Annotated in this window: 20 protein-coding genes, 2 rRNA genes and 1 pseudogene; 11 read left to right on the plus strand and 12 right to left on the minus strand. The window is 54.7% G+C overall.

Annotated elements, in window-relative coordinates; translation table 11 throughout:
- The first annotated feature begins 468 nt into the window (after window positions 1-468).
- The 5 genes from KTE_RS02820 to KTE_RS02840 all read left to right on the plus strand — a co-directional run bounded on the left by KTE_RS02820 (window position 469) and on the right by KTE_RS02840 (window position 4,305).
- Complete coding sequence (locus KTE_RS02820) at window positions 469-879, plus strand: hypothetical protein (protein ID WP_201378276.1); 411 nt, start codon at window positions 469-471, stop codon at window positions 877-879.
- A gap of 94 nt (window positions 880-973) precedes the next feature.
- The gene (locus tag KTE_RS02825; RefSeq protein WP_201378278.1) at window positions 974-1,738 is read left to right on the plus strand and encodes an SDR family oxidoreductase; all 765 of its coding nucleotides are present in this window, start codon (window positions 974-976) and stop codon (window positions 1,736-1,738) included.
- A 211-nt stretch (window positions 1,739-1,949) separates the two neighbouring features.
- Window positions 1,950-2,270 (plus strand): antibiotic biosynthesis monooxygenase, encoded by a 321-nt coding sequence (locus KTE_RS02830; RefSeq protein WP_201378280.1) that lies wholly within the window; start codon window positions 1,950-1,952, stop codon window positions 2,268-2,270.
- A gap of 161 nt (window positions 2,271-2,431) precedes the next feature.
- A complete protein-coding gene (locus KTE_RS02835; RefSeq protein ID WP_201378282.1) occupies window positions 2,432-3,703 on the plus strand; it encodes a sensor histidine kinase in 1,272 nt (423 codons plus the stop codon).
- Entirely contained in the window at window positions 3,700-4,305 is a 606-nt protein-coding gene (locus KTE_RS02840) for a response regulator transcription factor (RefSeq protein WP_201378284.1), read from the plus strand. The genes KTE_RS02835 and KTE_RS02840 overlap by 4 nt, the downstream gene beginning before the upstream one ends.
- Window positions 4,306-4,347: 42 nt before the next feature.
- Here KTE_RS02840 and KTE_RS47280 read toward each other — a convergent pair.
- Window positions 4,348-4,515: pseudogene (locus KTE_RS47280) on the minus strand (IS6 family transposase); the annotation flags it as partial.
- 223 nt (window positions 4,516-4,738) lie between these two features.
- Between KTE_RS47280 and KTE_RS02845 the strand changes: the two are divergent.
- Window positions 4,739-5,323: an HdeD family acid-resistance protein gene (locus KTE_RS02845; protein ID WP_201378285.1), complete on the plus strand. Its 585-nt coding sequence runs from the start codon at window positions 4,739-4,741 to the stop codon at window positions 5,321-5,323.
- A 174-nt stretch (window positions 5,324-5,497) separates the two neighbouring features.
- Here KTE_RS02845 and KTE_RS02850 read toward each other — a convergent pair whose 3' ends face one another.
- The 6 genes from KTE_RS02850 to KTE_RS02875 all read right to left on the minus strand — a co-directional run bounded on the left by KTE_RS02850 (window position 5,498) and on the right by KTE_RS02875 (window position 14,006).
- Complete coding sequence (locus tag KTE_RS02850) at window positions 5,498-5,722, minus strand: mycoredoxin (RefSeq protein ID WP_374226796.1); 225 nt, start codon at window positions 5,720-5,722, stop codon at window positions 5,498-5,500.
- A gap of 507 nt (window positions 5,723-6,229) precedes the next feature.
- Window positions 6,230-9,198: ribosomal RNA gene (locus KTE_RS02855) — 23S ribosomal RNA — on the minus strand.
- A gap of 294 nt (window positions 9,199-9,492) precedes the next feature.
- Window positions 9,493-10,970, minus strand: a 16S ribosomal RNA gene (locus tag KTE_RS02860).
- Together the 16S and 23S rRNA genes form the textbook arrangement of a ribosomal RNA operon.
- Window positions 10,971-11,051: 81 nt before the next feature.
- Entirely contained in the window at window positions 11,052-11,309 is a 258-nt protein-coding gene (locus KTE_RS02865; protein ID WP_201378290.1) for a hypothetical protein, read from the minus strand.
- Window positions 11,310-11,734: 425 nt separating this feature from the next.
- Complete coding sequence (locus KTE_RS02870) at window positions 11,735-12,979, minus strand: NAD(P)/FAD-dependent oxidoreductase (RefSeq protein ID WP_201378292.1); 1,245 nt, start codon at window positions 12,977-12,979, stop codon at window positions 11,735-11,737.
- Window positions 12,980-13,253: 274 nt separating this feature from the next.
- Window positions 13,254-14,006 carry a hypothetical protein gene (locus tag KTE_RS02875; RefSeq protein WP_201378294.1) on the minus strand — a complete coding sequence of 251 codons (753 nt, stop codon included), beginning with the start codon at window positions 14,004-14,006 and terminating at the stop codon, window positions 13,254-13,256.
- 310 nt (window positions 14,007-14,316) lie between these two features.
- On the opposite strand from KTE_RS02875, the gene KTE_RS02880 reads away from it, so the two are divergent.
- Entirely contained in the window at window positions 14,317-15,567 is a 1,251-nt protein-coding gene (locus KTE_RS02880; protein WP_201378296.1) for a general stress protein, read from the plus strand.
- A gap of 458 nt (window positions 15,568-16,025) precedes the next feature.
- Here the strand turns inward: KTE_RS02880 and KTE_RS02885 are convergent, their stop codons facing one another.
- Window positions 16,026-17,015, minus strand: coding sequence for an AAA family ATPase (locus KTE_RS02885; RefSeq protein ID WP_201378298.1), 990 nt, complete (start codon window positions 17,013-17,015; stop codon window positions 16,026-16,028).
- Window positions 17,016-17,410: 395 nt separating this feature from the next.
- Window positions 17,411-17,950, minus strand: a complete 540-nt coding sequence (locus KTE_RS02890) for a hypothetical protein (protein ID WP_201378300.1) — start codon at window positions 17,948-17,950, stop codon at window positions 17,411-17,413.
- A 122-nt stretch (window positions 17,951-18,072) separates the two neighbouring features.
- On the opposite strand from KTE_RS02890, the gene KTE_RS47285 reads away from it, so the two are divergent.
- The 4 genes from KTE_RS47285 (at window position 18,073) to KTE_RS48760 (ending at window position 19,733) form a co-directional block, all read left to right on the plus strand.
- Window positions 18,073-18,312: a helix-turn-helix domain-containing protein gene (locus tag KTE_RS47285; protein ID WP_236600255.1), complete on the plus strand. Its 240-nt coding sequence runs from the start codon at window positions 18,073-18,075 to the stop codon at window positions 18,310-18,312.
- A gap of 89 nt (window positions 18,313-18,401) precedes the next feature.
- Window positions 18,402-18,581, plus strand: a complete 180-nt coding sequence (locus KTE_RS47295) for a winged helix-turn-helix domain-containing protein (protein ID WP_236600257.1) — start codon at window positions 18,402-18,404, stop codon at window positions 18,579-18,581.
- A gap of 138 nt (window positions 18,582-18,719) precedes the next feature.
- Entirely contained in the window at window positions 18,720-19,088 is a 369-nt protein-coding gene (locus KTE_RS47300; protein WP_236600256.1) for a transposase, read from the plus strand.
- 519 nt (window positions 19,089-19,607) lie between these two features.
- On the plus strand, window positions 19,608-19,733 hold the full coding sequence (locus KTE_RS48760) for a hypothetical protein (protein WP_255552818.1): 126 nt from the start codon (window positions 19,608-19,610) through the stop codon (window positions 19,731-19,733).
- Between the two features lie 240 nt (window positions 19,734-19,973).
- Here KTE_RS48760 and KTE_RS02900 read toward each other — a convergent pair whose 3' ends face one another.
- From KTE_RS02900 to KTE_RS02910, 3 genes are all read right to left on the minus strand, one after another.
- Window positions 19,974-20,174, minus strand: coding sequence for a helix-turn-helix transcriptional regulator (locus KTE_RS02900; protein ID WP_201372824.1), 201 nt, complete (start codon window positions 20,172-20,174; stop codon window positions 19,974-19,976).
- Between the two features lie 452 nt (window positions 20,175-20,626).
- Window positions 20,627-22,009, minus strand: coding sequence for an aldehyde dehydrogenase family protein (locus tag KTE_RS02905; protein WP_201386941.1), 1,383 nt, complete (start codon window positions 22,007-22,009; stop codon window positions 20,627-20,629).
- Entirely contained in the window at window positions 22,009-23,106 is a 1,098-nt protein-coding gene (locus KTE_RS02910) for a phenazine antibiotic biosynthesis protein (RefSeq protein ID WP_201378302.1), read from the minus strand. Before KTE_RS02910 ends, KTE_RS02905 begins: the two co-directional genes overlap by 1 nt.
- Window positions 23,107-23,390: the final 284 nt, after the last annotated feature.

Raw genomic sequence — 23,390 nt, forward strand, 5'->3', positions numbered from 1 at the left:
CTTGCCTCTCGTCCCCGTTTTTTTACAGGACAGGAGTTATCGCAGGAAACGCTCCTGTGCCTCATCCCCCAAGGACGTGTGCTCATCGCGCGACACGTCCTCGCTCCCCAACCCGTGATCTTTGTCATGGTCAAATCTGGATGAATTTCACTTCCCCTCCTCTTCGGATGCGGGTACACTCCTGTGTAGGAATTGATGCAAGCAGCGAAATGGAGCAAGGCAAAGGAGGCGTGAAGCATGATCGATTATTTTCGCTCTCCTTCTTCCTGCCACTCGTTGTACATATCCTTGCGGGACTCACGACAGGAGTCAGAGGAAGCAGAACCAGAAATTGCCGTCGAACGATGAGAACCAGCCTGGTTCCGGCACGCTCGTGGTCCCTCTGGAGAAGATGGACCGAACATCGCTCCCGCTTGCAGGGGAAAGGCAGCCAAAACAATCAAGTTACAGAGATGAAGAGGAGGTTTTATGGTCGTTATGACTGCACGTATTCTACAGATCATCGTTGGTATTGCCGGGCTATGCACCCTGGTGCTTGGCCTGCTCATCTGGATCGCAAACATTGACCTCACTGACATCCATATGCTCTTCGGCCTGTTTGTCACCCTGGGGCTGCTGGTGATGAGCATCATCGCACTCACCGCCAGGGGACTGCGCATCTGGGGCATGGTCGGGATCGTCTACGCCATCATCCTGCTAATCTTTGGCGGGTTGCAATTCAACCTACTCGTCGGGAATCTGCACTGGCTGATCCAGGTGCTGCATCTGCTGGTCGGCATCGGCGCTATCGTGCTGACGGGCGCATTCGGCGCGCGCTACAGGACGCTCAAGCGCGGCGAGGCGAAGCCCGAGGCTGCATCTCAAGTGTCGCGGCTCTGAGTTTATGTTTGTTGAAAGGTCGTCACACGCCGCAGGAGGCCCGATACATGTATGCGCAGCATGCAAAGTACACAGAAGCACGAAAGGAAAAACGATGCAACATATTCTGGTGACCGGCGGGGCGGGAAGGCTGGGCCGCCTGGTGGTAAAGCACTTGAGCGCCGCAGGCTATCGAGTGCTTGGGATGAGTCGCCGGGCCAGCCCTGGAGAGGATTGGCCGGGCGCTGAGTGGAAGCAGGCTGATCTGGTAACCGGCGAGGGCCTCTCTCGCGCCGTCCAGGGCATAGATGTGGTGGTCCATACCGCCGGCCAAGGGACCTGGCAGGTCGATTTCGAAGGCACGCGCCGCCTGCTGGATGCTGCCCGCCAGGTGGGTGTCTCGCATGTGGTCTACATTTCGATTGTGGGCATTGATCGGGTCCCATATAACTATGGCAAAGTCAAGCTCGCCTGCGAAGATCTCATCGAGCACAGCGGTATCTCCTGGTCCATCCTGCGAGCGACCCAGTTTTATTACCTCATCGAGCTCGTGCTGCACACGCTAACCAGGCTTCCCCTGGTGGCGCTTGTGCCGGATGACCTGTTGCTGCAACCAGTGGCCGAGGAGGAAGTGGCCGGACGCCTCTATGAGATCGTCCAGGCTGGCCCCTCCGGTCGCCTGCCAGATATGGGTGGCCCGCAGGTCTACACCTCGGGAGAGCTGGCGCGGATCTGGCTCAAGCAGCATGGGATGCACCGTGTCATTATCCCGATCTTCCTGCCTGGCAAAACCGCCCGCGGCCTGCGCCAGGGTGGCAATACCTGCCCCCAACAGGCGACTGGTACAATCAGCTGGGAAGCATGGCTCCAGCACCACTAAGATCTTATTCCGAAACCCAACGTCACTGGCGTGACTAGCGCTTCGCGCTCAGGGTTTTCGGAGAAGAAGTAAGTCCGTATCCTGGAATTCTTGGAGACTTGTTTCTCTCTCGCAGCAGACTCAAGCTAGCTGAGAAACAAGCGAGGGTCGGGCTGACTGGGTGAGAGCCGGAATCAAAACGCGAGAAGAACTCTACGAGAGGAGGAAACAGATGCGTATATCCCGAGAGGGTCAGCTAGTAACGTTGATCAATGTCTTTGAGACGAAACCCGAGCTGCAACAGGAACTGATCGATGCGTGGGTGCGCTTCGTCGAGTCCGTCAAGGAAGAGCCAGGCCTGATTGGGACGGCACTGCATAGAAGCATAGACGGGACCCGCGTCGTCAACTATGCCCAGTGGAGATCGAAGGAGGACTTTGAAAGCTTTGTGAAGAAGTACCGCGAGCAAATGGAGGCCCATCGCCCGCTCGCCGAGCGGGTAGATCCACACCTCTACGAAGTCATCTCTCTCTTTGAGCACAGAGACAGTTGATTGCCTGAGCGGCAACCGCCGGGTGGCAAGAGCGTGTGTGCCCTTTCCTGCTCCCACACGTATCGAGTCGATGGAGGGTGGGCCGGGCAAAACGGCGGTGGTAAAATGGGAGCGGATGCCCAGTGACATCATTTGTGGCGCCGAAAAGAAGGGGTCCTGTTATGCGAGTACGAGACGAGAATCCGTGGCGAGCAAAGGGAAATATAAGCCAGGAGGAAGTAGAGACCAACGATGAAGTGATGAGGGAGAGTGGCGTTACCATCCCCATCTGGCGGCTCTACCAGCACTTCTGGCTGCTGATTTGTCTGTCCTTTCCTCTGATTTCTTTGGTACGCAAACCAGATGCCTGGCTTCGTCTCGCTGTGGGCGGCACGGCCCTGCTCTTTTTTGCGATCAGTTATACCTGGATCATGTGGCCGCATCCCGCGAGCCGGGGAGTGCGAACCCGTGGCCGATCCCATCTGTCGGTACTCCTGTTGGTTACGCTCGGCCTCCAGGTCACCGTGTTCAGCCTCCTTGATGATCCTGCCTGGCTCTGGCCCTTTCTGGGGGTGAGTGCCATGGCTGGAGTGGTGCTCCCCATGCGCCAGGCGGGGGTGGTCGTCGTACTCTTGACGCTCTTGCCGCTCCTCATCACTATTTTCACCCATAGAGACGTGGCAGGGATCAATTGGTGGTGGCTCATCGCGCTGATGCTGCTGGTGCGAGGACTGGGCCTGGATATGATTGGCGTATCCCGCCTGGGCAGCGCCCTTCGAGAACTGCATACGGCGCGCCGAGCACTTGCGCGCCTGAAAGTGGAGGAAGAGCGCCTGCGCCTGGCGCGGGATTTGCATGATCTGCTGGGACAAAGGCTCTCGGTGATCACCCTGAAGAGTGAACTAGCCCGTGGCCTGATCATGGAAGATCCCGCCCGCTGTGCCCAGGAACTCGCTGAGATTGAACAGGTCGGGCGGATGACGCTGCGCGAAGTTCGCAAGACCGTCGCGGGCTACCGGCAACCGCGACTTGTGAGCGAATTAGACGGGGCACAACAACTGCTCGAAGCAGCGGGGATCGAGTATTCCGTCGAGCAGCTTCATGGAGAGCTTCCCCAGCCACTCGATGCGGTCCTGGCGTGGACGGTGAGGGAAGGGGTCACCAACGTCATCCGTCACAGCCGGGCACGACACTGTCTGCTGCGGTTCACGCGGGTTCAGGGGTGGATTGGGGCGGAGATGCTCAATGATAGGGAAGGGACAGCAGATGCTGACATGCAACGCATCGGCCAGGGGAGTGGGCTACTTGGCCTGCGGGAACGGGTGAGTAGACTGGGAGGAACGATGGAAGCTGGCCCACTTCTGCTGGAAGGCAAGCCACATTTTCGCTTACATGTGGAACTACCGATGCAGCCCCAGGTGGAAGTGACAGCGATACCGGAGGAACGATCATGATCCGTGTGTTATTGGCAGAAGATCAGGCGATGGTGCGCGGGGCACTGGCAGCGTTACTGAGTCGAGAACCAGATATTGAGGTCGTCGCGGAAGTGGCGCGGGGGGATACGGTCGTCGAAGCAGCTCTGACGGCTCTCCCAGATGTAGCGCTGCTGGATATTGAAATGCCTGAAAAAAACGGACTCGAAGCTTCCCACGCGTTGCGCACGGCGTTGCCATCCTGCCGCGTAGTGATCCTGACTACCTTTGGGCGTAGCGGCTATCTGCGCCGGGCGATGGAGAGCGGGGCAGTCGGATTTCTGCTCAAAGATGCCCCAGCCTCCGAACTCGCTTCCGCCCTGCGGCGGGTGATGCAGGGGGAACGAGTCGTTGATCCCGAACTGGCCTTGCTGGCGCTTTCGGAGGGAAACAATCCCTTGACCCGTCGAGAGCGGGAGGTGCTCGCCGCTGCCCTTCCTGGCCTCAGTCATGCAGAGATCGCTGCACGCCTTTCTTTATCCGAAGGAACGGTGCGCAATCACCTTTCCGCAGCCATGCAGAAATTGGGAGCACACAATCGGATGGAGGCTGCATGCCTGGCCGAACAAAAGGGATGGTTGTGATCACGCTGTTCTTCTGCTCTCGCTCTTCTGAACGGGACCCGATAGGACCAAAAGAACAACATCGGTGGCATATTCCAGAAAGGTGAACGGCGTTCCTGTCCGTTCGTTGAAGCGTTGCTGACAAGTTGAGCAGCGGAACGTCCGATAACCGAGCGCTGTCTTCTGCTTTTGTTCTTCTGTGGTAGCTGAGTCGCAGTGGGAGCAGTTCATACATCACTCCTCATCAGATGGGTTATTGTTCTCAGCATACCTCTCCAGCGATTTCCAGATCAAGTTTTCTTCTGAACTCTGACACTACCGGTTTGTGGTCCAAAGAAACGGGTCACACACGAGAGGAATTCCACCCACCGTGCTTCAGCGCTTCGCGTGCTCCATTCCAGGGCTTTTTCCGCTACCTTATACTGGAGGGAGAAACGGAAATGAGGAGGTAAACATGCGTTCACGTTTTTCATCCATAATGGAAACAACAGCATCAAACAATAGTGCCTGGTGGTTTGTCATGATCACAGGGATTGCAGCGATTGTTGTGGGATTGTTGCTTCTTATCTCGCCAGGAACGACGCTTCTTGTGCTCGTACAACTCTTAGGAGTCTATTGGTTGGTAACTGGTGTTCTTGCTTTTGCCAACCTCTGCATTGATAGAACGTTGTGGGGGTGGAAGCTTGTCTCTGGTGTTTTAGGCGTTGTTGCAGGTCTGCTCGTCTTACGGAATCCATTATTGAGCGCGATCTTCGTGCCAAAATTGCTGGTGATCTTTCTGGCAATAGATGCGTTTGTTATGGGGGTGACACAGAACATTCATGCGTTCAGAGGTGGCGGTTCCAGCCTCGCTATCCTGGGCATCATGAATGCCATCTTTGCCATCATTTTGCTGTTGAACCCCCTCATTGGCGTTTTTCTTCTGCCGATTGTTCTGGGTATTATTGCGGTGATTGGCGGAGGTCTTGCAGCTATTCGAGCCTTTGCTTCGCGTCCGCGACAGACACCGCTACAACCGCCCGGGGCACAGCCTGTGTAAGGCACGCACATTTGAGGATAGCGACCCTGAACTGACCCAAACCCGATGTGCAACTGTTTGGTATAAGATGTTTCTCAGGAGGAGGACCATACTCTCGATGCGAAAGGGATGACTTTTTTAGAGAAAACCCTCATACACATGCGTATGAGGGTCGTATGTGAGCCAGGATACTTACTACTGAGCAAACTTCGCCGCTAGCTCGCGAGCACTCGGCTCAACCAGGATCGAGCCATCAGGGAAGATAATGGTTGGGACAGTACGCTTACCGCCGTTGACCTTGACCACAAATTCTGCGGCCTGCTCATCCTCTTCAATGTTTATATCCTCATAGGCGATGCTATGCGAATCAAACCAGCGTTTCGCCATACGGCAATCACCACACCAGGTAGTGCTGTACATCTTAATGGTTGTATTAGAGGTTGTTGTATCCGACACTGATAGCTCCTTAGTGAGAAAGTAATTTATCGACGAGGTTTTGGGTCTCGCTTCTAAAAACAAGCCTTGGCGCTGATCTATTCCCATTATAGCGCCTCGAACTCAACTATTAGCATAATGGAAATCTTCTCCTGGCGCAACCAGGACTCTTCTCGCCTGCGGCGCTCACAGAGTAAAGATATGAGCATGAAAAACCGGGCAATGCCCGGTTTTTCATGCTCATATCTTCCTATGAAGGGGTGTTGTATAAATTGAGGCCAAAAACACAAAGAGCGTTGACAACACAAGGTCTCTTGTTGTCAACGCTCTTGTCGATACCTGCCAAAGAAGTACTCCCTCAATTTTGCTGAGCCACGCTGGCCTGCTCCTGCTCCCCGTGCCGCTCGCCCTCTTGCTCGTGCTCAGGTCCGATCACAGACCGCTCTCACTCACACCACAAGGACTCACCACACTTCGCGAAGAAACAGAATGGGAAACAAGCCGTACGATCATTAGTACTGCTCCGCTCCACCTGTTACCAGGCGTCCACGCGCAGCCTATCCACCAGGTCTTCTTCCTGGGATCTTGACTCTTCCAAGAGAGTGGGAAAAGTTATCTTCGGGTCGGCTTCGCGCTTAGATGCTTTCAGCGCTTATCCCTTCTTGACGTAGCTACCCAGCTCTGGAGGAGGCCCCCCAACTGGCGCACTAGCGGTCAAGCCATCTCGGTCCTCTCGTACTGAAGATGACTCCCCTCACTTTTCCGACGCCCACGACGGATAGAGACCGAACTGTCTCGCGACGTTCTGAACCCAGCTCGCGTGCCGCTTTCATGGGCGAACAGCCCAACCCTTGGGACCTACTCCAGCCCCAGGATGCGACGAGCCGACATCGAGGTGCCAAACCTTGCCGTCGATGTGAACTCTTGGGCAAGATAAGCCTGTTATCCCCGGGGTAGCTTTTATCCGTTGAGCCACACTCCTTCCACACGGGAATGTGGGATCACTAAGCCCGACTTTCGTCCCTGCTCGGCTTGTCTGCCTTACAGTCAAGCTCCCTTGTGCCTTTACACTCTACAGAGGGTGATGTCCATCCACCCTGAGGGAACCTTTGGGCGCCTCCGTTACTCTTTGGGAGGCGACCGCCCCAGTCAAACTACCCATCTGGCCCTGTTCACGTCCCGGATCACGGTGACGTGTGAGACACAAACCATGGTGAGAGTGGTATTTCACTGCTGCCTCCCTCACCCCCACAAGGATGAGTTCTTAAGCTCCCACCTATGCTACGCACACCATACTTCGTTTCCAGGCCAAACTGTAGTAAAGCTCCACGGGGTCTTTTTGTCCTGTCGTGGGTAACCCGTATCTTCACGGGTACTTCAATTTCGCCGAGTCCTCTGTCGAGACAGCGCTCAAGTCGTTACTCCTTTCGTGCGGGTCGGAACTTACCCGACAAGGAATTTCGCTACCTTAGGACCGTTATAGTTACGGCCGCCGTTCACCGGGGCTTAGATTCGTGGCTACGCACACCACTCCTCGTAACCTTCCGGCACTGGGCAGGAGTCAGCCCCTATACTTCCGCTTTCGCGTTCGCAGAGACCTGTGTTTTTGGTAAACAGTCGCTTGAGCCGATTTCTTGCAACCTTCTCACCACCGCTCCGAAGAGCGACAGCTACGCAGGCACCCCTTCTTCCAAAGGTACGGGGTTAATTTGCCGAGTTCCTTAACAGAGGGTCGCTCGATCACCTGGGGAGATTTCCCCCTGCCTACCAGTGTCGGTTTGCGGTACGGGCGGAACAGTTTCTGGCGAGAGGCTTTTCTTGACGGCCTGGGGACCAATGACTTCCGCACCCTCGCGGGCGCTCGGCCTCAGTGTTACGCATAATGCAACCGGGATTTTCCTCGGTCACGCGCTTCAACAGAGGCACCGATCCTGTCCATTCGATCGGCTCACCTTCCCTACCGCGTCCCCCATTGCTCATAACGAAACGTTCCGGTGCAGGATTCTCTGACCTGCTTTCCATCGCCTACGGCATGACGCCCTCGGCTTAGGGCCCGACTCACCCTGGGACGATTGACGTTGCCCAGGAACCCTCAGGCATTCGGTGTGTCTGGTTCTCGCAGACATTACGCTACTCATTCCGGCATTCTCACTTCTCTTACCTCCACCAGTCCTTGCGGTCTGGCTTCTCAGGCGTCGAGAACGCTCCCCTACCAATACAGCGAAAAGCTGTATTCCACGGCTTCGGTACGATGCTTAAGCCTCGATACGTTGTCGGTGCCATTGCACTCGACCAGTGAGCTATTACGCACTCTTTAAATGATGGCTGCTTCTAAGCCAACATCCTGGCTGTTTGGGCGCATTGACCCCCTTTGACACTGAGCATCGATTTGGAGACCTTAGCCGATGGTCTGGGCTGTTTCCCTTTTGACGACGAAGCTTAGCCCCCGCCGTCTCACTCGCGATAAACACGTAGTGGCATTCGGAGTTTGAGTAGGGTTGGTAACCCGCACAGGGCCCCTAGCCTATCCAGTGCTCTACCTCCACCACGCTCTTGGTCGCGGCTGTACCTCAATACATTTCGGGGAGAACCAGCTATCTCCGTGTTCGATTAGCATTTCACCCCTACCCACAAGTCATCCCCCAGTTTTGCAACACTGGTGGGTTCGAGCCTCGACGGACTGTTACATCCGCTTCACTCTGCTCATGGGTAGCTCACACGGTTTCGGGTCGCATCGCCGCTACATACACGCCTGTTTGAGACTCGGTTGCCCTCTGGCTCCCCAGCTTTAGCGCTGGTTAACCTGCAACGTGCGATGCACTCGCCGGATCATTCTACAAAAGGCACGCCATCAGCCCTTGGTTCCTCATGGAACAGTGGCCTCTGACTGCTTGTGAGTACGTGGTTTCAGGGACTCTTTCATCCCCCTCTCGGGGTACTTTTCACCTTTCCCTCACGGTACTTGTTCGCTATCGGTCGCTGAAGTTCTTTAGCCTTGGAGGGTGGTCCCCCCAGCTTCCCACAAGATTGCACGTGTCTCGTGGTACTCAGGATCCTCCCCACACCCTTCTCCTCGTCCTCTACGGGACTCTCACCCCCTCTGGTGGCACGTTCCAATGCCTTCGAGTAAGGAAAAGTGTGCTGATGGAAGTCCTACAACCCCGCCTATTCACGAGGAATAGATGGTTTGGGCTCTTCCCGGTTCGCTCGCCACTACTACGGGAATCTCGGTTGATTTCTCTTACGCAGGCTACTGAGATGTTTCAGTTCACCCACGATCCTCCATATCGCCTATGTGTTCAGCGATAGGTCTCCAGACATAACTCTGGAGGGGTTGCCCCATTCGGAATCTCAGGGCTCATCGCTTGGATGCAGCTCCCCCTGAATGTTTCGCCGGTCTCCGCGTCCTTCATCGGTCTTCAGCGCCAAGGCATCCACCTCGTACTCTGTTTCGCTTGTTCTGCCTTGTCTGCTTCTTGCTTGTTAGTTACCCTTGTTGTATGGGATCTCGGTCTTCTCTCTTCACTGTCACGAGCGTTGAAATGACTCACGTCACGGTTGAACACTTGCATGCCAACGTGCTCGCTCAGCAAAATTGAAGGATACTTCTTTGGTTGTTCAGGTACAATGCGGGCTTCGGAACTGGAAAAAACCAGCGGCCGAACCGCTCAAGAGTGGAAGCAGGGTATCAACGGACAGGTCGTTCCTGTTCGACCTGAGAGTGCACTCTCACGAGGAGAGTGATGACTCCCTAGAAAGGAGGTGATCCAGCCGCACCTTCCGGTACAGCTACCTTGTTACGACTTCACCCCAATCACCGACCCCACCCTCGACGCCTGCCTCTCCGAAGAGTTAGCCTGGCGGCTTCAGGTGTTGCCGACTTTCGTGGTGTGACGGGCGGTGTGTACAAGACCCGGGAACGTATTCACCGTAGTGTGCTGACCTACGGTTACTAGCAACTCCACCTTCATGCAGGCGAGTTTCAGCCTGCAATCTGAACTGAGACCAGGTTTTTGAGCTTGGCTCCCCCTCGCGGGTTGGCATCCCTTTGTTTCTGGCCATTGTAGCGTGTGTGTCGCCCAAGTCGTAAGGGCCGTGCTGACTTGACGTCATCCCCGCCTTCCTCCCGTGAGGGCAGTTCCGCCTAGAAGTTGTAATAGGCAGTAGGGGTTGCGCTCGTTGCGGGACTTAACCCAACATCTCACGACACGAGCTGACGACAGCCATGCAGCACCTGTGCAAACGCCCCGAAGGGACAGCGCATTACCGCTGGTGCATCTGCATGTCAAGACTTGGTAAGGTTCTTCGCGTTGCATCGAATTAAACCACACGCTCCGCTGCTTGTGCGGGTCCCCGTCAATTCCTTTGAGTTTTAATCTTGCGACCGTACTCCCCAGGCGGACCACTTATTGCGTTTGCGACGGCACGGAAGGGGTCGATACCTCCCACACCTAGTGGTCATCGTTTACGGCTAGGACTACCAGGGTATCTAATCCTGTTCGCTCCCCTAGCTTTCGCACCTGAGCGTCAGATGCTTCCCAGGACACTGCCTTCGCCATTGGTGTTCCTCCGGATCTCTACGCATTTCACCACTCCACCCGGAATTCCGTGTCCCTCTGAAGCCCTCAAGTCTCGCCGTTTCCAAAGACCTTTCCCAGTTGAGCCGGGAACTGTCACTCCAGACGTACGAAACCGCCTGCGTGCGCTTTACGCCCAGTAACTCCGGACAACGCTCGCCCCCTACGTATTACCGCGGCTGCTGGCACGTAGTTAGCCGGGGCTTGTTCCTTGGGTACCGTCCGTTCTCGTCCCCAAGAAAAGCAGTTTACACTCCGAAAAGCGTCCTCCTGCACGCGGCGTTGCTCGTTCAGGGTTGCCCCCATTGACGAAAATTCCTCACTGCTGCCCCCCGTAGGAGTCTGGGCCGTTCTCAATCCCAGTGTGGCTGACCATCCTCTCAGACCAGCTACCGATCGTGGCCTTGGTGAGCTCTTACCTCACCAACAAGCTAATCGGCCACAGGCCCATCCCAAGGCGCCCTTGCGAGCTTTGTTCCCGGAGGAACGTATGCGGTATTGTCGGCGATTTCTCGCCGGTATTCCTCACCTCGGGGCAGGTACCCATGTGTTACTCACCCGTCCGCCACTCCCTCTCTTGCGAGAGGGCGTTCGACTTGCATGTGTTAGGCACGCCGCCAGCGTTTATCCTGAGCCAGGATCAAACTCGCCATTCAAGTGATGAATGTATCTCACAGATACCAACAGGTATCTGTAATGATCATGTAGTTTGCGTCCAGGCTAGAAGCACGTTGTCGTTACTTCATTGCTTTGTTCGCAGAATTGACAGGAACGGTGTTCTCCGCGATTGAGCGGTGCTCAATCAACGAAGTTCCGTTGTACTTCTGCATTCCACTCTTCAGTTGTTCAGGGTGCTCTGGTTCGTTCTTCTTTTGCGTGATGAACCGCAACCCGGCAAGCCCATGAGCTTGCCTCGTGTGTGTCGCTCCGGCGTTCGCGGTGTTCGTGCTCGCCGTTGACTTCGTCAGTATCGCATACACTTTGCGCTTTGTCAAGTACTTTCCTGACTTCTTTTTACGACCGCGGAAAACTCGTTTCCAGTCGCTCAAAACCTGGTCAGGGACCCTCTCTGCATCCTGTCAGAGACAGCACAAAAAGCACGCTCACTCTTCTTGGAGAGAACGTGTCATGCAGCGGGGAAAGTACCCGTGGCGAGCCACCTTAGCGTGGCACCTGGGCATCTGCGATCCTGCGCTTCAAAAGCGAGGTACAGACGCCGGGTAAATCGGACAGGAGCACCGATCAGGCCGGTGATTGTCGCTGTTTACCGTGTGCTTGGAGTGAAGGCATTATGCCATAGACCTTATCTCCATGTCAAGGCTTTACCCTGACTTCAATCTCATTATAGCCCTACCCAAAAGAGGGGACGGTGGAAAATCTTTTCTTTTCTCCCGTTCCCTCGATAAGCTTCGTGCGGCTTCTAGCCTTCTGCGACAGCTACAGATGGTTTATTGATGCGTTCAAGAAGTACATTTAAAAACTTCTTGCCACCCGTAGCAACAAGCATGGGATTACGCGCCATAATTCCCATAAAGAGACTGGCACTATAGTCACAATGCAAGGCCTGGGCCATTTGCGCGGGGGTCAGACGTTTTAACAGATCAAAGGCATCATCCCACTGTTGATCTGTATAAGCAGCGATATGCTTATTAATCAGGTAGGAAAGCTCCATATCGCGACCAAAGCGCGCACGCCATTTCTTATCGAAACGGCTCAAGAAGGCGCCCGATACATCACGCTGCTGAACGGCCTCGGCGGCGACCTCGCCCGCCATCTGGCCTGAGTACATCGCAAAACGAATGCCCTCACCTACCAGAGTCGACCCCTGAGCACCAGCATCGCCTGCCAGCACCAGTCCATCACGGCAGAAACGCTCCACCGGCCTTACAGCTGGGAAGAGACCAGTATGATATTCAACCGGGCTTGCACCGCGCAGTTTCTCTTTCAGCTGTGGCATGTGCAGGATACGATCCAAATAAACACGCGCGTCGTTATCGCAATCGGGATGAATCACACCTGTTCCGAGGCGCACGCGCCCATTTCCACGTGGAAAGACCCAGGCATAGCCCTGTGGAGCATACTCGCTTCCCATAATGAGATAGACGGTATCCTGGGGATAATGGGGGGCATAAAGGTCATACTCAGCGCCAAAACCATAGCGGTGAAAGGCCTCACCCATATCTGTGCGTACCCCGATATGGCGCGAGAAGCCGCTGGCATCGATCGTCACGTCAGCGTGTACTTCGCTACGCTCACTTACGTGATTTTTATAGGTCACACCTGCTACACGCTCACCATTAGTCAACACCTTGTCAACCGTGTGGCGTACGCGTATCTCAGCCCCGGCACTCACCGCGCGGCCCGCCAGGTGCTGGTATAAGCCACGAATATCAATCACACAGGCAACCGCGGGATTATAGTTTACTTCGAACTCGCGTTTGGGGGAGACAAAGACAATCTTAGTGACCGGGTGATAGAGGTGATGAGGCACTTTCAATGCCTTCATATCGCTGATCCAGCTTCCGCCGCTGGTATGGATGGGATAACCAATTTCGTTCTGTCGCTCCAGAACCAGGGTACGCATCCCTTTGGCAGCCGCAGCCTCAGCCGCGGCCAGACCAGCGGGGCCGCCGCCTACAATAAGTACTTGATACTCGTCTGGCATGAGATTCCTTCTACAAACTTCGGAGACTACCTATGCGAAAACCTGGGCACGGGAGCGCTAGCCACGGTTGTGACACTGCCGTGCCACCGCTTGCCCCCGAGTGGGAGGTCGGTTTTCGTATAAGAAAGGGGTGATTTGAAATAGGAACAGTATGAGCCATTTCTGATATAGTTTCAGCGAAAACCAGATCACTTTTCCTGGCTCTATTTGAGGCATAGTATAGACCACGGATCTATTACTGTCTATACTATGCAACCTGGATAAAGGCCTCCGACTAGGATGCGGGGGCCATTAGTTGAGGCAGGGGATTAGTACCATCCCACGTTCCACTTGCCCCCAGAGGTCGGAAACGCGCAAATAATTCCTCGCTATACCAACCCTCTTGCCTGGTACGCCGTATGACCTCGCGATGAGCCTGCTGACCATAGGCAAACGCGGTTACATCTGGCAGGCTTTGCCAGAGACTGAGCGTGGCCTGATAGAACAGAGGGGCCTCGCCAATCCCCACCGAATTGAGTAACGCTGGCTGCTCCAACAATTGCTCAGCCACGGCTGGCACCGCGCCCAGAAAGGCTCTAACTCGACTGGGGCGAATGGTAGCGCGCGTTAAGATAACCCAGGGGCCTGGCTGGGGTGGTGAGGCTGGCATCATCTCGCGAAAAGGGTCCTGGCCTCCCCAGACACCTTGCCAGCGCACAGGCTGCATATACACCGTCCAGACCTCCTCAGCCTGGCTTTGCACACGCTTCATCAATGCAGACTGAACTTCAAATTGGTGCAAAGCGGCATAAGAGTGCCATACGGAGAAAATGGCGGAACGCCGCAAATCGGCATGTGAATCAAAAGCCTTGCCCTGGCCTACACCTAACAAGCGCCAGAAGCGCAATCCTGGCGTACGCGCCATCGTCCAGCGATCCAGCCCCAGATATACCAACGTGCGTAGACTCGGCTCCTGGTAACGAATCAAGGTAAACGCAACGATAGGTTCATTGTCGGAAATCATTTGAGATAGCCCAAGATGATGCATGTAGAAGCTCTCCAGTCATATCACTATTATAGGCTAGACGCGCACAAACACACAATCGAGCCTCTACGTGTGGACAGAAGCATATCCTTGTTCAGTTTTTACATTAATACTGCACAGCTAACAGCACAACTCAACTATTCAGCAACCCACCAGTTGCAACTTTTATACATTGGCATACGTGTATTTACCTATAGATACTCTATCAGTGACAAAATTGACGTAAGCAGTAGAGCGGTGTCCTACAAAGAATGCCGCATTGTCAGGTAAGCATACTTATGCCACCTGGCTTGCATGTTAGGAGGAAACGCTTATGACTACGCATCAACATACAACCGCAGTAGGTGTTTTTACAGAGCGTGCTCAGGCAGATCGTGCCCTGGAGGCTTTGCATAATGCGGGCTTTACCGATGATATGATCGGTTTTATCCAGCGTGACCTGCGTAATGCTGATACTGGTCGCGCCGCTACAGATGCGACTGAGATGCCCGCGACTGCCGAGGATAAGACAGGGGCAGCAGCGACAGGAGCAGTGGGAGGCGGCATTCTGGGTGGATTGCTCGGCGCGGCAGCGGCCCTGGTCATTCCTGGTATTGGCCCGGCCATCGCTGGCGGCATTTTGATTACAACGCTGGGTGGCGCCGCCATTGGAGCTGTAGCAGGCGGCCTGATTGGCGCGCTTACGAATATGGGTGTTCCCGAAGATGAGGCGCGTTACTACCAGCAGGAGCTTGAAGCGGGTCGTACCCTGGTCACGGTCAACGCGGGCGACCGCTATGATGAGGCAGTAACCATCCTGCGCGGACAGGGCGCTTATGATGTGCATGCGCAGCCTGGTTCTCAGCAGCCTATCGCTGGCGCCTATGATACACAAAACACAGACCCACGCTATACCACAAACGAACAGCGCATCTACAACCGTGAAAACTATCCTGTCACAAATGTAAAACAGCCTGCCGACGCCATTGGCACATCATATACTGGCTCTCCCGTGGGGGCTGGCGCGGAAAACTATCGCACAAACAATCCGCAAGAGGGCGAAGATTTCCAGGGCAATAACGCCGGTATGTATCGGAAGGACATGCCTCCTATGCAGGAAGATGATGCCTCACAGTATAGACGGCCCGATGATTACACCACACATGCGCCTTCAATACAGCAGGGTAATCTGAACAGACCTGGATATGACAATACCACTGCCCAGACGCCCTATGAGCAGCGTAATATGCAGGCCCAGCCCTACAGCCAGAATGATCCCGCCTACGATCAGTCGGCTCAGCAGCGCTACAATCAGGGGATGGAACAATCAGAGACGCAGTCACCGTATACCCAGGATCAGGCAGAATACGGTACCAATGCGGCTCCAGGTAATGATCCCTATCGCGTGACGGACACGACAGATACGTATAATAATCCCAACGCAGATCCCAATATAGCGCCACGCGAGAACAATCCTTACGAGGAGCGCTCTGATACCACCAACAATCCTCAGCGACGCCGTGAACCCCGACCCGAGGAGATACGCAAGGAGAACACGCCGCCACCAGCGGACAACCAATACTAATACTCATAGTAAATGCGGGCGCATGCCCCAAAAACAGAGCAGGAGAGAGGCGCATAGTGTATGTGCCTCTCTTTTTTTACATATATACAAGCGCTTACAGACTAATCCGTGCCTTCACTTTAACCACGTTTCGAGCGGCGTTACATTTGACTTTGAGCTCGTTTCAAATAGCATTTTTCCCCGATTTTATGGCCCGGCTTGAAACGATTCCACCCTCTTTTCACCGTCGCTCACACACGATTGCATTTATTTACAATTGTGCATGTTTTACACACCTTCACACAGAGTATGGTGTTATTTGCCGTCAACACTGCTGTCATTTTTCTACATTGTTTATACCGTCTATACTGTCTCTTCAAGCGGGTTTATAGCGTCTCCCCTGTGTGCTGTACGGTGCATTGTTGGCTCAAACGCATTTTTGATGACGAGGGAGATATCTGAACAATTTGGAATTACCCTCACTTTTTTCGCAGAAACAGGCGATCTACCTTCCCCTGCAAAAGTTCTGGTCCTGTTACCCTCATCCCTGTGATGCTTCTATGGCTATCTTCTTCAAAAACGATCTGGAATGGCAACGATTCAACGGCGAATATATTCCGGGCTCGTGGAATGAGTTTCGTTCGTTGCCAGATAAGTGGGATACCATCGATGAGAAGCTGATTCTTTTCCAGCAGAACGTGGCAGTTTCCTTCCTCAAATGAGTATGTACCGACAAATTTGGCTTGGGAGAAGGACGGCTCTCCAGCTACGTTCTCCTCTCTTAGCAGATCAAGAAAGTCTAAAACGTTTTGCTCATACGTTTTCCACTCTCCTGCCGCATTCTCCACACCCAGTTTGGAACCATTGAAACGAGCAAATTCAGCATCAATAAGTGCCCGATAGTTCTGCCAATAGGTGACCATCCCATCAAATCCCTGAAGACCTCGTCGTTTCCCATACGGTGACTCGGTTGCCCAAGTGATCAGTCGCTCCCGTGTTTCACTGCCTCTACGTCCACAAATTCTTTCTAAAGCATGAGCCAGATCCTGCTGATACAGATAAATGAGGCAAGGATGGAGAGGCTGGAGGATATGCTCGACCTGGCGGAGATAACGTTGAGTCTCCACGTCTGGAATATCCAACGGGAACAGGCTCCAGGTCAGATAGCTATAAAGACACCCATCGAGAATCATGATGCTTTCCGAGATCTGGAGGTTTTGAGCAAACTCCCTCCACTTCTCCAGGGCTGCCTCAACAACCACCTGATAGTGTCCGGCAGATAACTCATCAATCGTATGCTGTAGGGAGACAAGATCATGAAAGACATAGAGCGGATGCCCTTTTTCTTCTTCGTACCACCACCGACAGGCAATACCAGAGCATGTGAGTGTATGCGCAAGAAACTGTGCCAGTGTCGATTTTCCAGAACCTGGAATCCCTTCGACTAAGATGAGCTGTGTTTTCAGCATGTATCATACCTTTTCAAAAACCATGTTGACTGATTTGAACGATGAATTCGGACATCGCATCCATTTTCAAACTTCCAAGAATGCACATCTACTAAATTAGATACATCATAACGCGCAATTGCTCTTTGGCTCTCCTTTAAATAATTGTGTGGTTTATTCATACCCGGCCTCATCATCAAAAGGGTATTTAATCCATATTTTGTTATTTAGAGTGATTTGCCTACCATTAGTCATCAAAACTGCATTTGAGCCGCATTGTTCGCTCAAACACGCTTTTGCTGATGAGACTGGACAGCATCCGCAACCGACAAGCGAGCCCCAAAAAGCTGCGTGTCAAAAAAGTAGAGATCAGCCGCTGTGAGGTTCATGACGCTAATTGACGCTGCAGGACTACGTCATATTGACTCGCCGCGGGCAGCCCTGGCCAGGGTATCCCAGATGGGAACGCCAGGTGCTTCATGCAGAAGATCGCCAGCATAGTGCCGTACCAAGGGTAGTACCCTGGAGTCAGGCTGCACTGTCTCATAGTTGTAAAGCCTGGCCCCCTCTTGGCAGTAGTGGAGCAACCAGCGCAGCTCGCGCAGGGGGGCATACGAGGGTGGGTCAACGACTTCTAGTTCTTCCGCTTGCGGTCGCAGCCCTTGTGAGATAAGTTCGAGGATCCAGATTCTTTTCAAGGGATTGCTCACGTAGGTTTTCCCTGTTGTTGTCGGTGAAAGCCAGCCTCGGCGGGCGTACTTCACGCTTTCTTTGATGTGATAACGTAGGCGTTCCTGGCTGTCTTTGGCGCGGCCAATGTAGTGTGTAGCCTGTGTGCGTGGATCATAGAGGCGGTAAATCTCCTGGTGATCGGTAGGCAAGCCACGCAGCTTGTCAAAGCAGTATTCCTCTGGCCACGCTAGATACTGGAGGAAGCAAAACAGGTAGGTAGGCATATCTCCTCCTTGTGAGAGATCGCCCTAGCCAGCGCACGAATGAGCCGACTAGGGTTTTCCTCTTTATTGACCTGAGCATGAGGATCTAAAGTGAAGAACGATGCGAGCCGATGAACGGAGGTATGAGTAAGAAAGAAGCCCTTCCCAAAGATTGGCGCGAAGGCCGACGACTGCGTGCCTGGCAACTCTATCAGCAAGGCTGGAAACAGAAAGACATCGCCGAGGCCTTGGGAGTCACTGAAGGCGCGGTGAGTCAATGGATGCGTCGAGCGAAGAAAGATGGTCCTGATGGGCTGCGCCACCAACCGCCTCCAGGTCCCCAACCCAAACTGATGCCAGGAACAACGCGTCCAGTTGCCTGACCTGCTGGCCAAAGGATCCGAACACTATGGATTTCGCGGCGAGGTCTGGACCACAGCTCGGGTGGCAGTGTTGATCAAGCAGCAATTTGGTGTCAGCTATCATCCAGCCCATTGTAGTCGCCTCCTTCGCGCATCCCGCGTACAGTGTGCAAAAACCGGTCGAACTGGCCACCCAAAGGAATGAAGAGGCCATCAAGGCATGGAAAGAAGAGTGCTGGCCTGCCCTCAAAAAAAAGCCGAGCAGGAACAGCGACAGATCGTTTTTGTAGACGAGTCGGGCTTTTATTTGTTGCCGATGGCGGTGCGCACCTATGCTCCTGTGGGCCAAACGCCGGTCCTGCGCGTGCCACTGACGTATGACCACATCTCGGCTATTGGGGCGCTGACTCCTGAGGGGCGCCTCGCGCATGCAGACCCAACAACGCTCTTACAAGGGACCAGATGTGGTGTGTTTTCTGCGACTGCTTTTGCGCGAGATCCCAGGCAAGTTGCTCGTCATTTGGGACGGTTCCACCATCCATCGCTGCCAGGCCGTCAAAGATTTCCTGGCGCAAGGCGCTGCTGCACGCATTCACCTGGAGCGTTTGCCTGCCTATGCACCCGAGTTCAATCCTCAGGAAGGGGTCTGGAATCTGCTCAAACGCCGTGAGCTCAAGAATCGCTGTTGCAAGGATCTGGCTGAGCTTGAGCAGGAACTGCTGCTTGCCCGTGCAAGGCTCAGGCATCGCAAGCAGGCTCTGCGTCACTGTTTTGTTCATGCCGGCTACGCTCTTTAGGTTCTTATCATTCATGGCACATGAGCCACCGAGATCACCTGAAGAGTTGTATGCCACAATACCCAAGCCAGAGGGAAGGCTAAGATCCTAGCGGAAATGGTAACTATTCAGATGGATCAAGCAAAAGCGGGAAGAACAGGATTCTCCGCCAATGTTTATTCCAATGCAGCAAGCAGCTTTATCCCTTGCTTACGCAACGTGGAAAGATAACTGCGAATGCGACAAAACATGAGGATGGGCTAAGGTCCTAGCAAAAATGTACATTAGCGCACTTCTGTTCTAACATCCAGTGAATAAATACTTTTTTTTACCTCTTATGCACCATGACTAAAAACGTTTAGCCGAAATTTCTCGAGGCTGACATGCATATGCGCATCTTCTTCCCGCTCTCTTGCGGCTAGTAACAGCTCCGTAGCGCGGCCCTATTTCAGCTTGATTTGGTCTTGCTGCACATTTTCGCTAGGATCTTAGTCTACCCTCAAACCAGAGCGCTCGTCCCTTTTGAGGGGGCGATGGGAAATGGAGAGTCCTTTTCTGGGACTTGGGTACCGGGGTTCCGATTTCCTGAGCCCCAATGAGAATAGCCTGGTAGAATCCTCCTTCTGCCATGTGGTCCAGGAGTATGGGAAGGCACTCTTCCCTTGAAGAGAAACGGCTTGTACGCTGATCGGCTCCCGCAAAGAGCGCTTCTGTAAATACATCCTGGGCTGATGATCAGCCCAATCCCAAGGTGATGTGTGCGCAGTGGGTCGGACTCGAAAGCAGTCCGTTGCCCAACAGGCTCATCAGGTCACCCGACCCTGAAGCCCTGGCTCTCCTCGGAGTTGAGGGCAAGCCTTTCCCCTTTAGGGGAGAGGTAGGTGACACAAAACGACAGCGAAACTATTACTTCTGCTGGTAGGTCAAAAGTATCTTCTCCAGTAGCCCAGGGAAGCGCATCTCCAAATCCTCTCGACGTAGCGTAACCTGCATCCGTCTTCCCTGTGGCACCATTCGTACCAACCCAGCTTCACGCAACATCTTAAAATGAAACGAAAGCGTTGACTTTGCCACGGCTTCGCCGACGAGAAAGTCGTGACATGCCATTGTTTCCTCTGACTCGTTCGCAGGAAAGCCAAGGGGAAGTAAACTTTTGATTCTATAACCATATCGGGTCTCGCACCACGAAGTCAAGCACCTTTCCCCTTATTCAAGGGGAGGGTGCTTGACTTCGTCTGATTTATGCTTAACTATATTCCTTGGGGGAGAAAGGTGACCCACTGTCACTCTGTCATTTCTCGCTCTCACTGCTCATCCAGGTCCTCACGTGAAGAGGAAGCGAACACGCGCACGCAATCAGATGGAAGCACGAGGTAGGGCTGAAGAACCTGCACCAACGTGAGCTGTTCGAACTGAGCATCGTTGATTTCCACCGCCAGGTGGGCGATGTCGCTACTTGGACGGCCACACGACCAGCCACACGATCATCCATGTGTCTTTCTCTTCTCTCCCATCCATTGTTCTCTGGATCGTGGACGCGGCCTCCCACTCCGTGTATGTCAGTCGCGGATGACGGCTTTGGTGCGCATCAAGAACTCGCCGAGATAGCTATCATGTGGGACGCCTGGTGCTATCCAGTACGTCGGGTGGTTGCCGATATAGAGGTTCTTGATCGTCGGATCCGTGAGCAGTTCGTCCAGCAACTTCTCGTACCGGGTGACCGCCGTAAGCACCAGGGTGTTTTTGAGGGGAGCGATCCCGGCCTCCTGCGTCCACGGCGCAACCCATACGCACGGAAAGGCCAGTTCGATATTTGCCTGCTCGGCGAACGGATTGTCCAGTTGGTGAACGGCTGGCCGCAGCACCGCGCTGCCATCTCCCAGTTCATCCACGACTCCGTTGCCGCCCAGATGAGCCCGGGTCCCGGCGGCTTTGTCCAGCAGGTAGCGCTCGATTTTCTTCGCGGCCTCCAGGGGATAGGCGGGCAGGACCGCCTGCTCGTTTTCGGGCGGCAGGCTTGGAATCGCCGCGAGCCGCTCGGCAATGGCCTGTGCGACCGGCGCCGGGTCGCCCTCTACAAACACTGCCGTGGTGTTGATGCAGGCCGTCCCGCCCATATTGCTGATCGAGTCAACAATCATGTCGAGGGAGGAGTGCCAGTCCGAGTCTGCAGTGACCAGGATCTTCGACCGACCAGGCCCATTGGGCAAGACGGTGGGGTTTGCGGCGTACTTCTCGATGACCTCCTGCCCCCCGTAGACCATACTCAGATCGGCCTGGCGCAAGATCTCGTCGGCAGCGTCATAATCGGTAGGTAGCAGGACCACCTGATCATCGCCGAACCCGCAGGCCCGCAGCGCGTTCATCAATCGATATGGGGTGAGCGGTTCCCGCCGCGAGGGCCGGACGGCCACACGGTAGCCCAGGGCCAGAGGCTCCAGCCAGAGACTGTGCACGCCAGGTTCGTTGCCAGGTGCATGCACGGCAAAGACGTTTCCACGCCGGATCCAGACTCCCGTCCCCTCACGGGCCTGTGGGTCACGCCAGTCGTTCACCGCTCCGATTGGCCGGGCTTGCTGCGCGCTCCAGTAAGCCTTCGCCGCGTATTGGGCAACGGCCTCCACGGCTCCGCGTACGATGGATAGTGGTGTTCCGGACATGCGACACACCGTATGCTGGTACTCTGCAGAGGACATGCCATCGACCTCTCCCGTTGCGAACAGTTCCCCAGCCCTGCGGAGGGCGGTCAGGCGGTCCTCCAGGGGGAGCGTCTTCGCTTTATGCAGCGCGGCCATGGCCCGCGTGACGAACAATCTGGGCACCAAGCTCAGTTCGGCCAGCGGGTGGCCCGCAACATCCGTAACGGTCAGACGGTTATGTGTCCGGTACGCCCCTTTGGGTCCCAGCGCATCTATGCAGAGCAGTTGACTGAGTACACTCATCAGTACACCCCCTCGATAACAGCTTCGTTGCCAAACTGCGCGACGGGAGCCACGTCGGCCACCGAGTCGCCTACCTGACCCGCCGGGAGTGCGATCCGGGTGGCCAGGTCGCGCTCCAGGTTGTTGGGGAGCAGCATGTTCTTGCTGACGTGGTTCATCACGACCTGGCCTCGTTTGCCGTAGTCCACCGTGTGGCCACTGGCAGGGTCGATCACGGAAAAGGTGATGAAGGGCGAGGGGGGATCGAAAATGCGGGGATCGTCTTCGGTGAGACCCACGCGCTCGGGAATACCACAGAGGATCATCGTGCTTCCAAACGCTCCGACGAGCTTCACGTTGGGGAAGACCTCGGTCTGAAACAAATGGCGGGTGTCGGTATCCATGTGCGCTCCGGCCCACAGAATCCCCTTCACCTTCTGGTTGATCAGTTCCACCAGATCGTCGTGTTGGGCGATGCGCTCCAACAGAGGTGGCGTGGTCATGAGGACGCCGATGTCCTGGCTGTGCAGTAGGAACGAAGCCTGCTCGACGAGGTGCTCGACGTACGCGCGGGCCTCCTCGCTTTTGCCGGCGGCGATGAGTTTCTTGACCCAGCGCGGATCCATGTCGATCATGAACGCGAGACCACCGCGTGTAGTAGCGTGCAATCTGGCAAACTCGCCGACCATATGAGGTCCTCTCGGGAGGAGGGCAAGCCAGTTCACGTTTCGTGGAAACCCGTGGGCGTCGAGCCGGGCGTCCAGCCATGTTCCCACTTTGTCCGCCCAGTCACGCAGGAAGACCACTCGCTTGGGGATACCAGTAGTGCCACCGCTTTCGGGAACGCCAAAGACATCGGGGTGCGCCCCGTATCCTCTGGGGATGAGATCCTCCGCTCGGACATCGCGCAGTTCGTCGACGATATTGGGAAAAAGCGCCAGGTCCTCGATGCGTTTGACGTCTTTGCGCGGATCGAAGGGCAACGACTTCGCCCGCTTCAGCCAGTATGGCGAGCCGGTCTCTGGATTGAAATGCCACTCCATGGCGGTATGAAGAAACTCCTGGGGGTCTATCCTGGCATCAAGTGGTAGATCCAGGAGAGCTTGCGATGCGATCATATGAGACTACCTCCATTCCTGACCGACGTGATCGACCAGGTGATCATAGTGTTTCACCTTGACAACAACTTCAGGAAGAGTCCCTTCAGTAATATTCTATACATACGCCAATAGATCGGATCAGCCGATTTTTTCGCCGGTGCTATTATGAAGAGAGTCAGGGAAGGGCTGTTTGAACTTGATGAGCAGGCTATCTCTTCCATTGCGGCGGAGGATGATCGTCTGTCTCCCCTCTCGCGTCTTTTTCTTACTCGTCGCCTATGCACTCACGTCCACAAAGGAGG

The organism is Ktedonobacter sp. SOSP1-85 (genome assembly GCF_016587415.1).
Taxonomy (GTDB): domain Bacteria; phylum Chloroflexota; class Ktedonobacteria; order Ktedonobacterales; family Ktedonobacteraceae; genus Ktedonobacter.

Excerpts from the sequence above, each read along its gene's own strand:
- KTE_RS02830 (WP_201378280.1), top strand. The coding sequence starts at position 1,950 with ATGCGTATATCCCGAGAGGGTCAGCTAGTAACGTTGATCAATGTCTTT.
- KTE_RS02835 (WP_201378282.1), top strand. The coding sequence starts at position 2,432 with ATGCGAGTACGAGACGAGAATCCGTGGCGAGCAAAGGGAAATATAAGC.
- KTE_RS02875 (WP_201378294.1), bottom strand. The coding sequence starts at position 14,006 with ATGCATCATCTTGGGCTATCTCAAATGATTTCCGACAATGAACCTATC.
- KTE_RS02845 (WP_201378285.1), top strand. The coding sequence starts at position 4,739 with ATGCGTTCACGTTTTTCATCCATAATGGAAACAACAGCATCAAACAAT.
- KTE_RS02825 (WP_201378278.1), top strand. The coding sequence starts at position 974 with ATGCAACATATTCTGGTGACCGGCGGGGCGGGAAGGCTGGGCCGCCTG.
- KTE_RS02905 (WP_201386941.1), bottom strand. The coding sequence starts at position 22,009 with ATGAGTGTACTCAGTCAACTGCTCTGCATAGATGCGCTGGGACCCAAA.
- KTE_RS02890 (WP_201378300.1), bottom strand. The coding sequence starts at position 17,950 with ATGCCTACCTACCTGTTTTGCTTCCTCCAGTATCTAGCGTGGCCAGAG.
- KTE_RS48760 (WP_255552818.1), top strand. The coding sequence starts at position 19,608 with ATGGAGAGTCCTTTTCTGGGACTTGGGTACCGGGGTTCCGATTTCCTG.
- KTE_RS02850 (WP_374226796.1), bottom strand. The coding sequence starts at position 5,722 with ATGTACAGCACTACCTGGTGTGGTGATTGCCGTATGGCGAAACGCTGG.
- KTE_RS02880 (WP_201378296.1), top strand. The coding sequence starts at position 14,317 with ATGACTACGCATCAACATACAACCGCAGTAGGTGTTTTTACAGAGCGT.
- KTE_RS02900 (WP_201372824.1), bottom strand. The coding sequence starts at position 20,174 with ATGGCATGTCACGACTTTCTCGTCGGCGAAGCCGTGGCAAAGTCAACG.
- KTE_RS02820 (WP_201378276.1), top strand. The coding sequence starts at position 469 with ATGGTCGTTATGACTGCACGTATTCTACAGATCATCGTTGGTATTGCC.
- KTE_RS02885 (WP_201378298.1), bottom strand. The coding sequence starts at position 17,015 with ATGCTGAAAACACAGCTCATCTTAGTCGAAGGGATTCCAGGTTCTGGA.
- KTE_RS02870 (WP_201378292.1), bottom strand. The coding sequence starts at position 12,979 with ATGCCAGACGAGTATCAAGTACTTATTGTAGGCGGCGGCCCCGCTGGT.
- KTE_RS47300 (WP_236600256.1), top strand. The coding sequence starts at position 18,720 with ATGCAGACCCAACAACGCTCTTACAAGGGACCAGATGTGGTGTGTTTT.
- KTE_RS02910 (WP_201378302.1), bottom strand. The coding sequence starts at position 23,106 with ATGATCGCATCGCAAGCTCTCCTGGATCTACCACTTGATGCCAGGATA.
- KTE_RS02840 (WP_201378284.1), top strand. The coding sequence starts at position 3,700 with ATGATCCGTGTGTTATTGGCAGAAGATCAGGCGATGGTGCGCGGGGCA.
- KTE_RS47285 (WP_236600255.1), top strand. The coding sequence starts at position 18,073 with ATGAGTAAGAAAGAAGCCCTTCCCAAAGATTGGCGCGAAGGCCGACGA.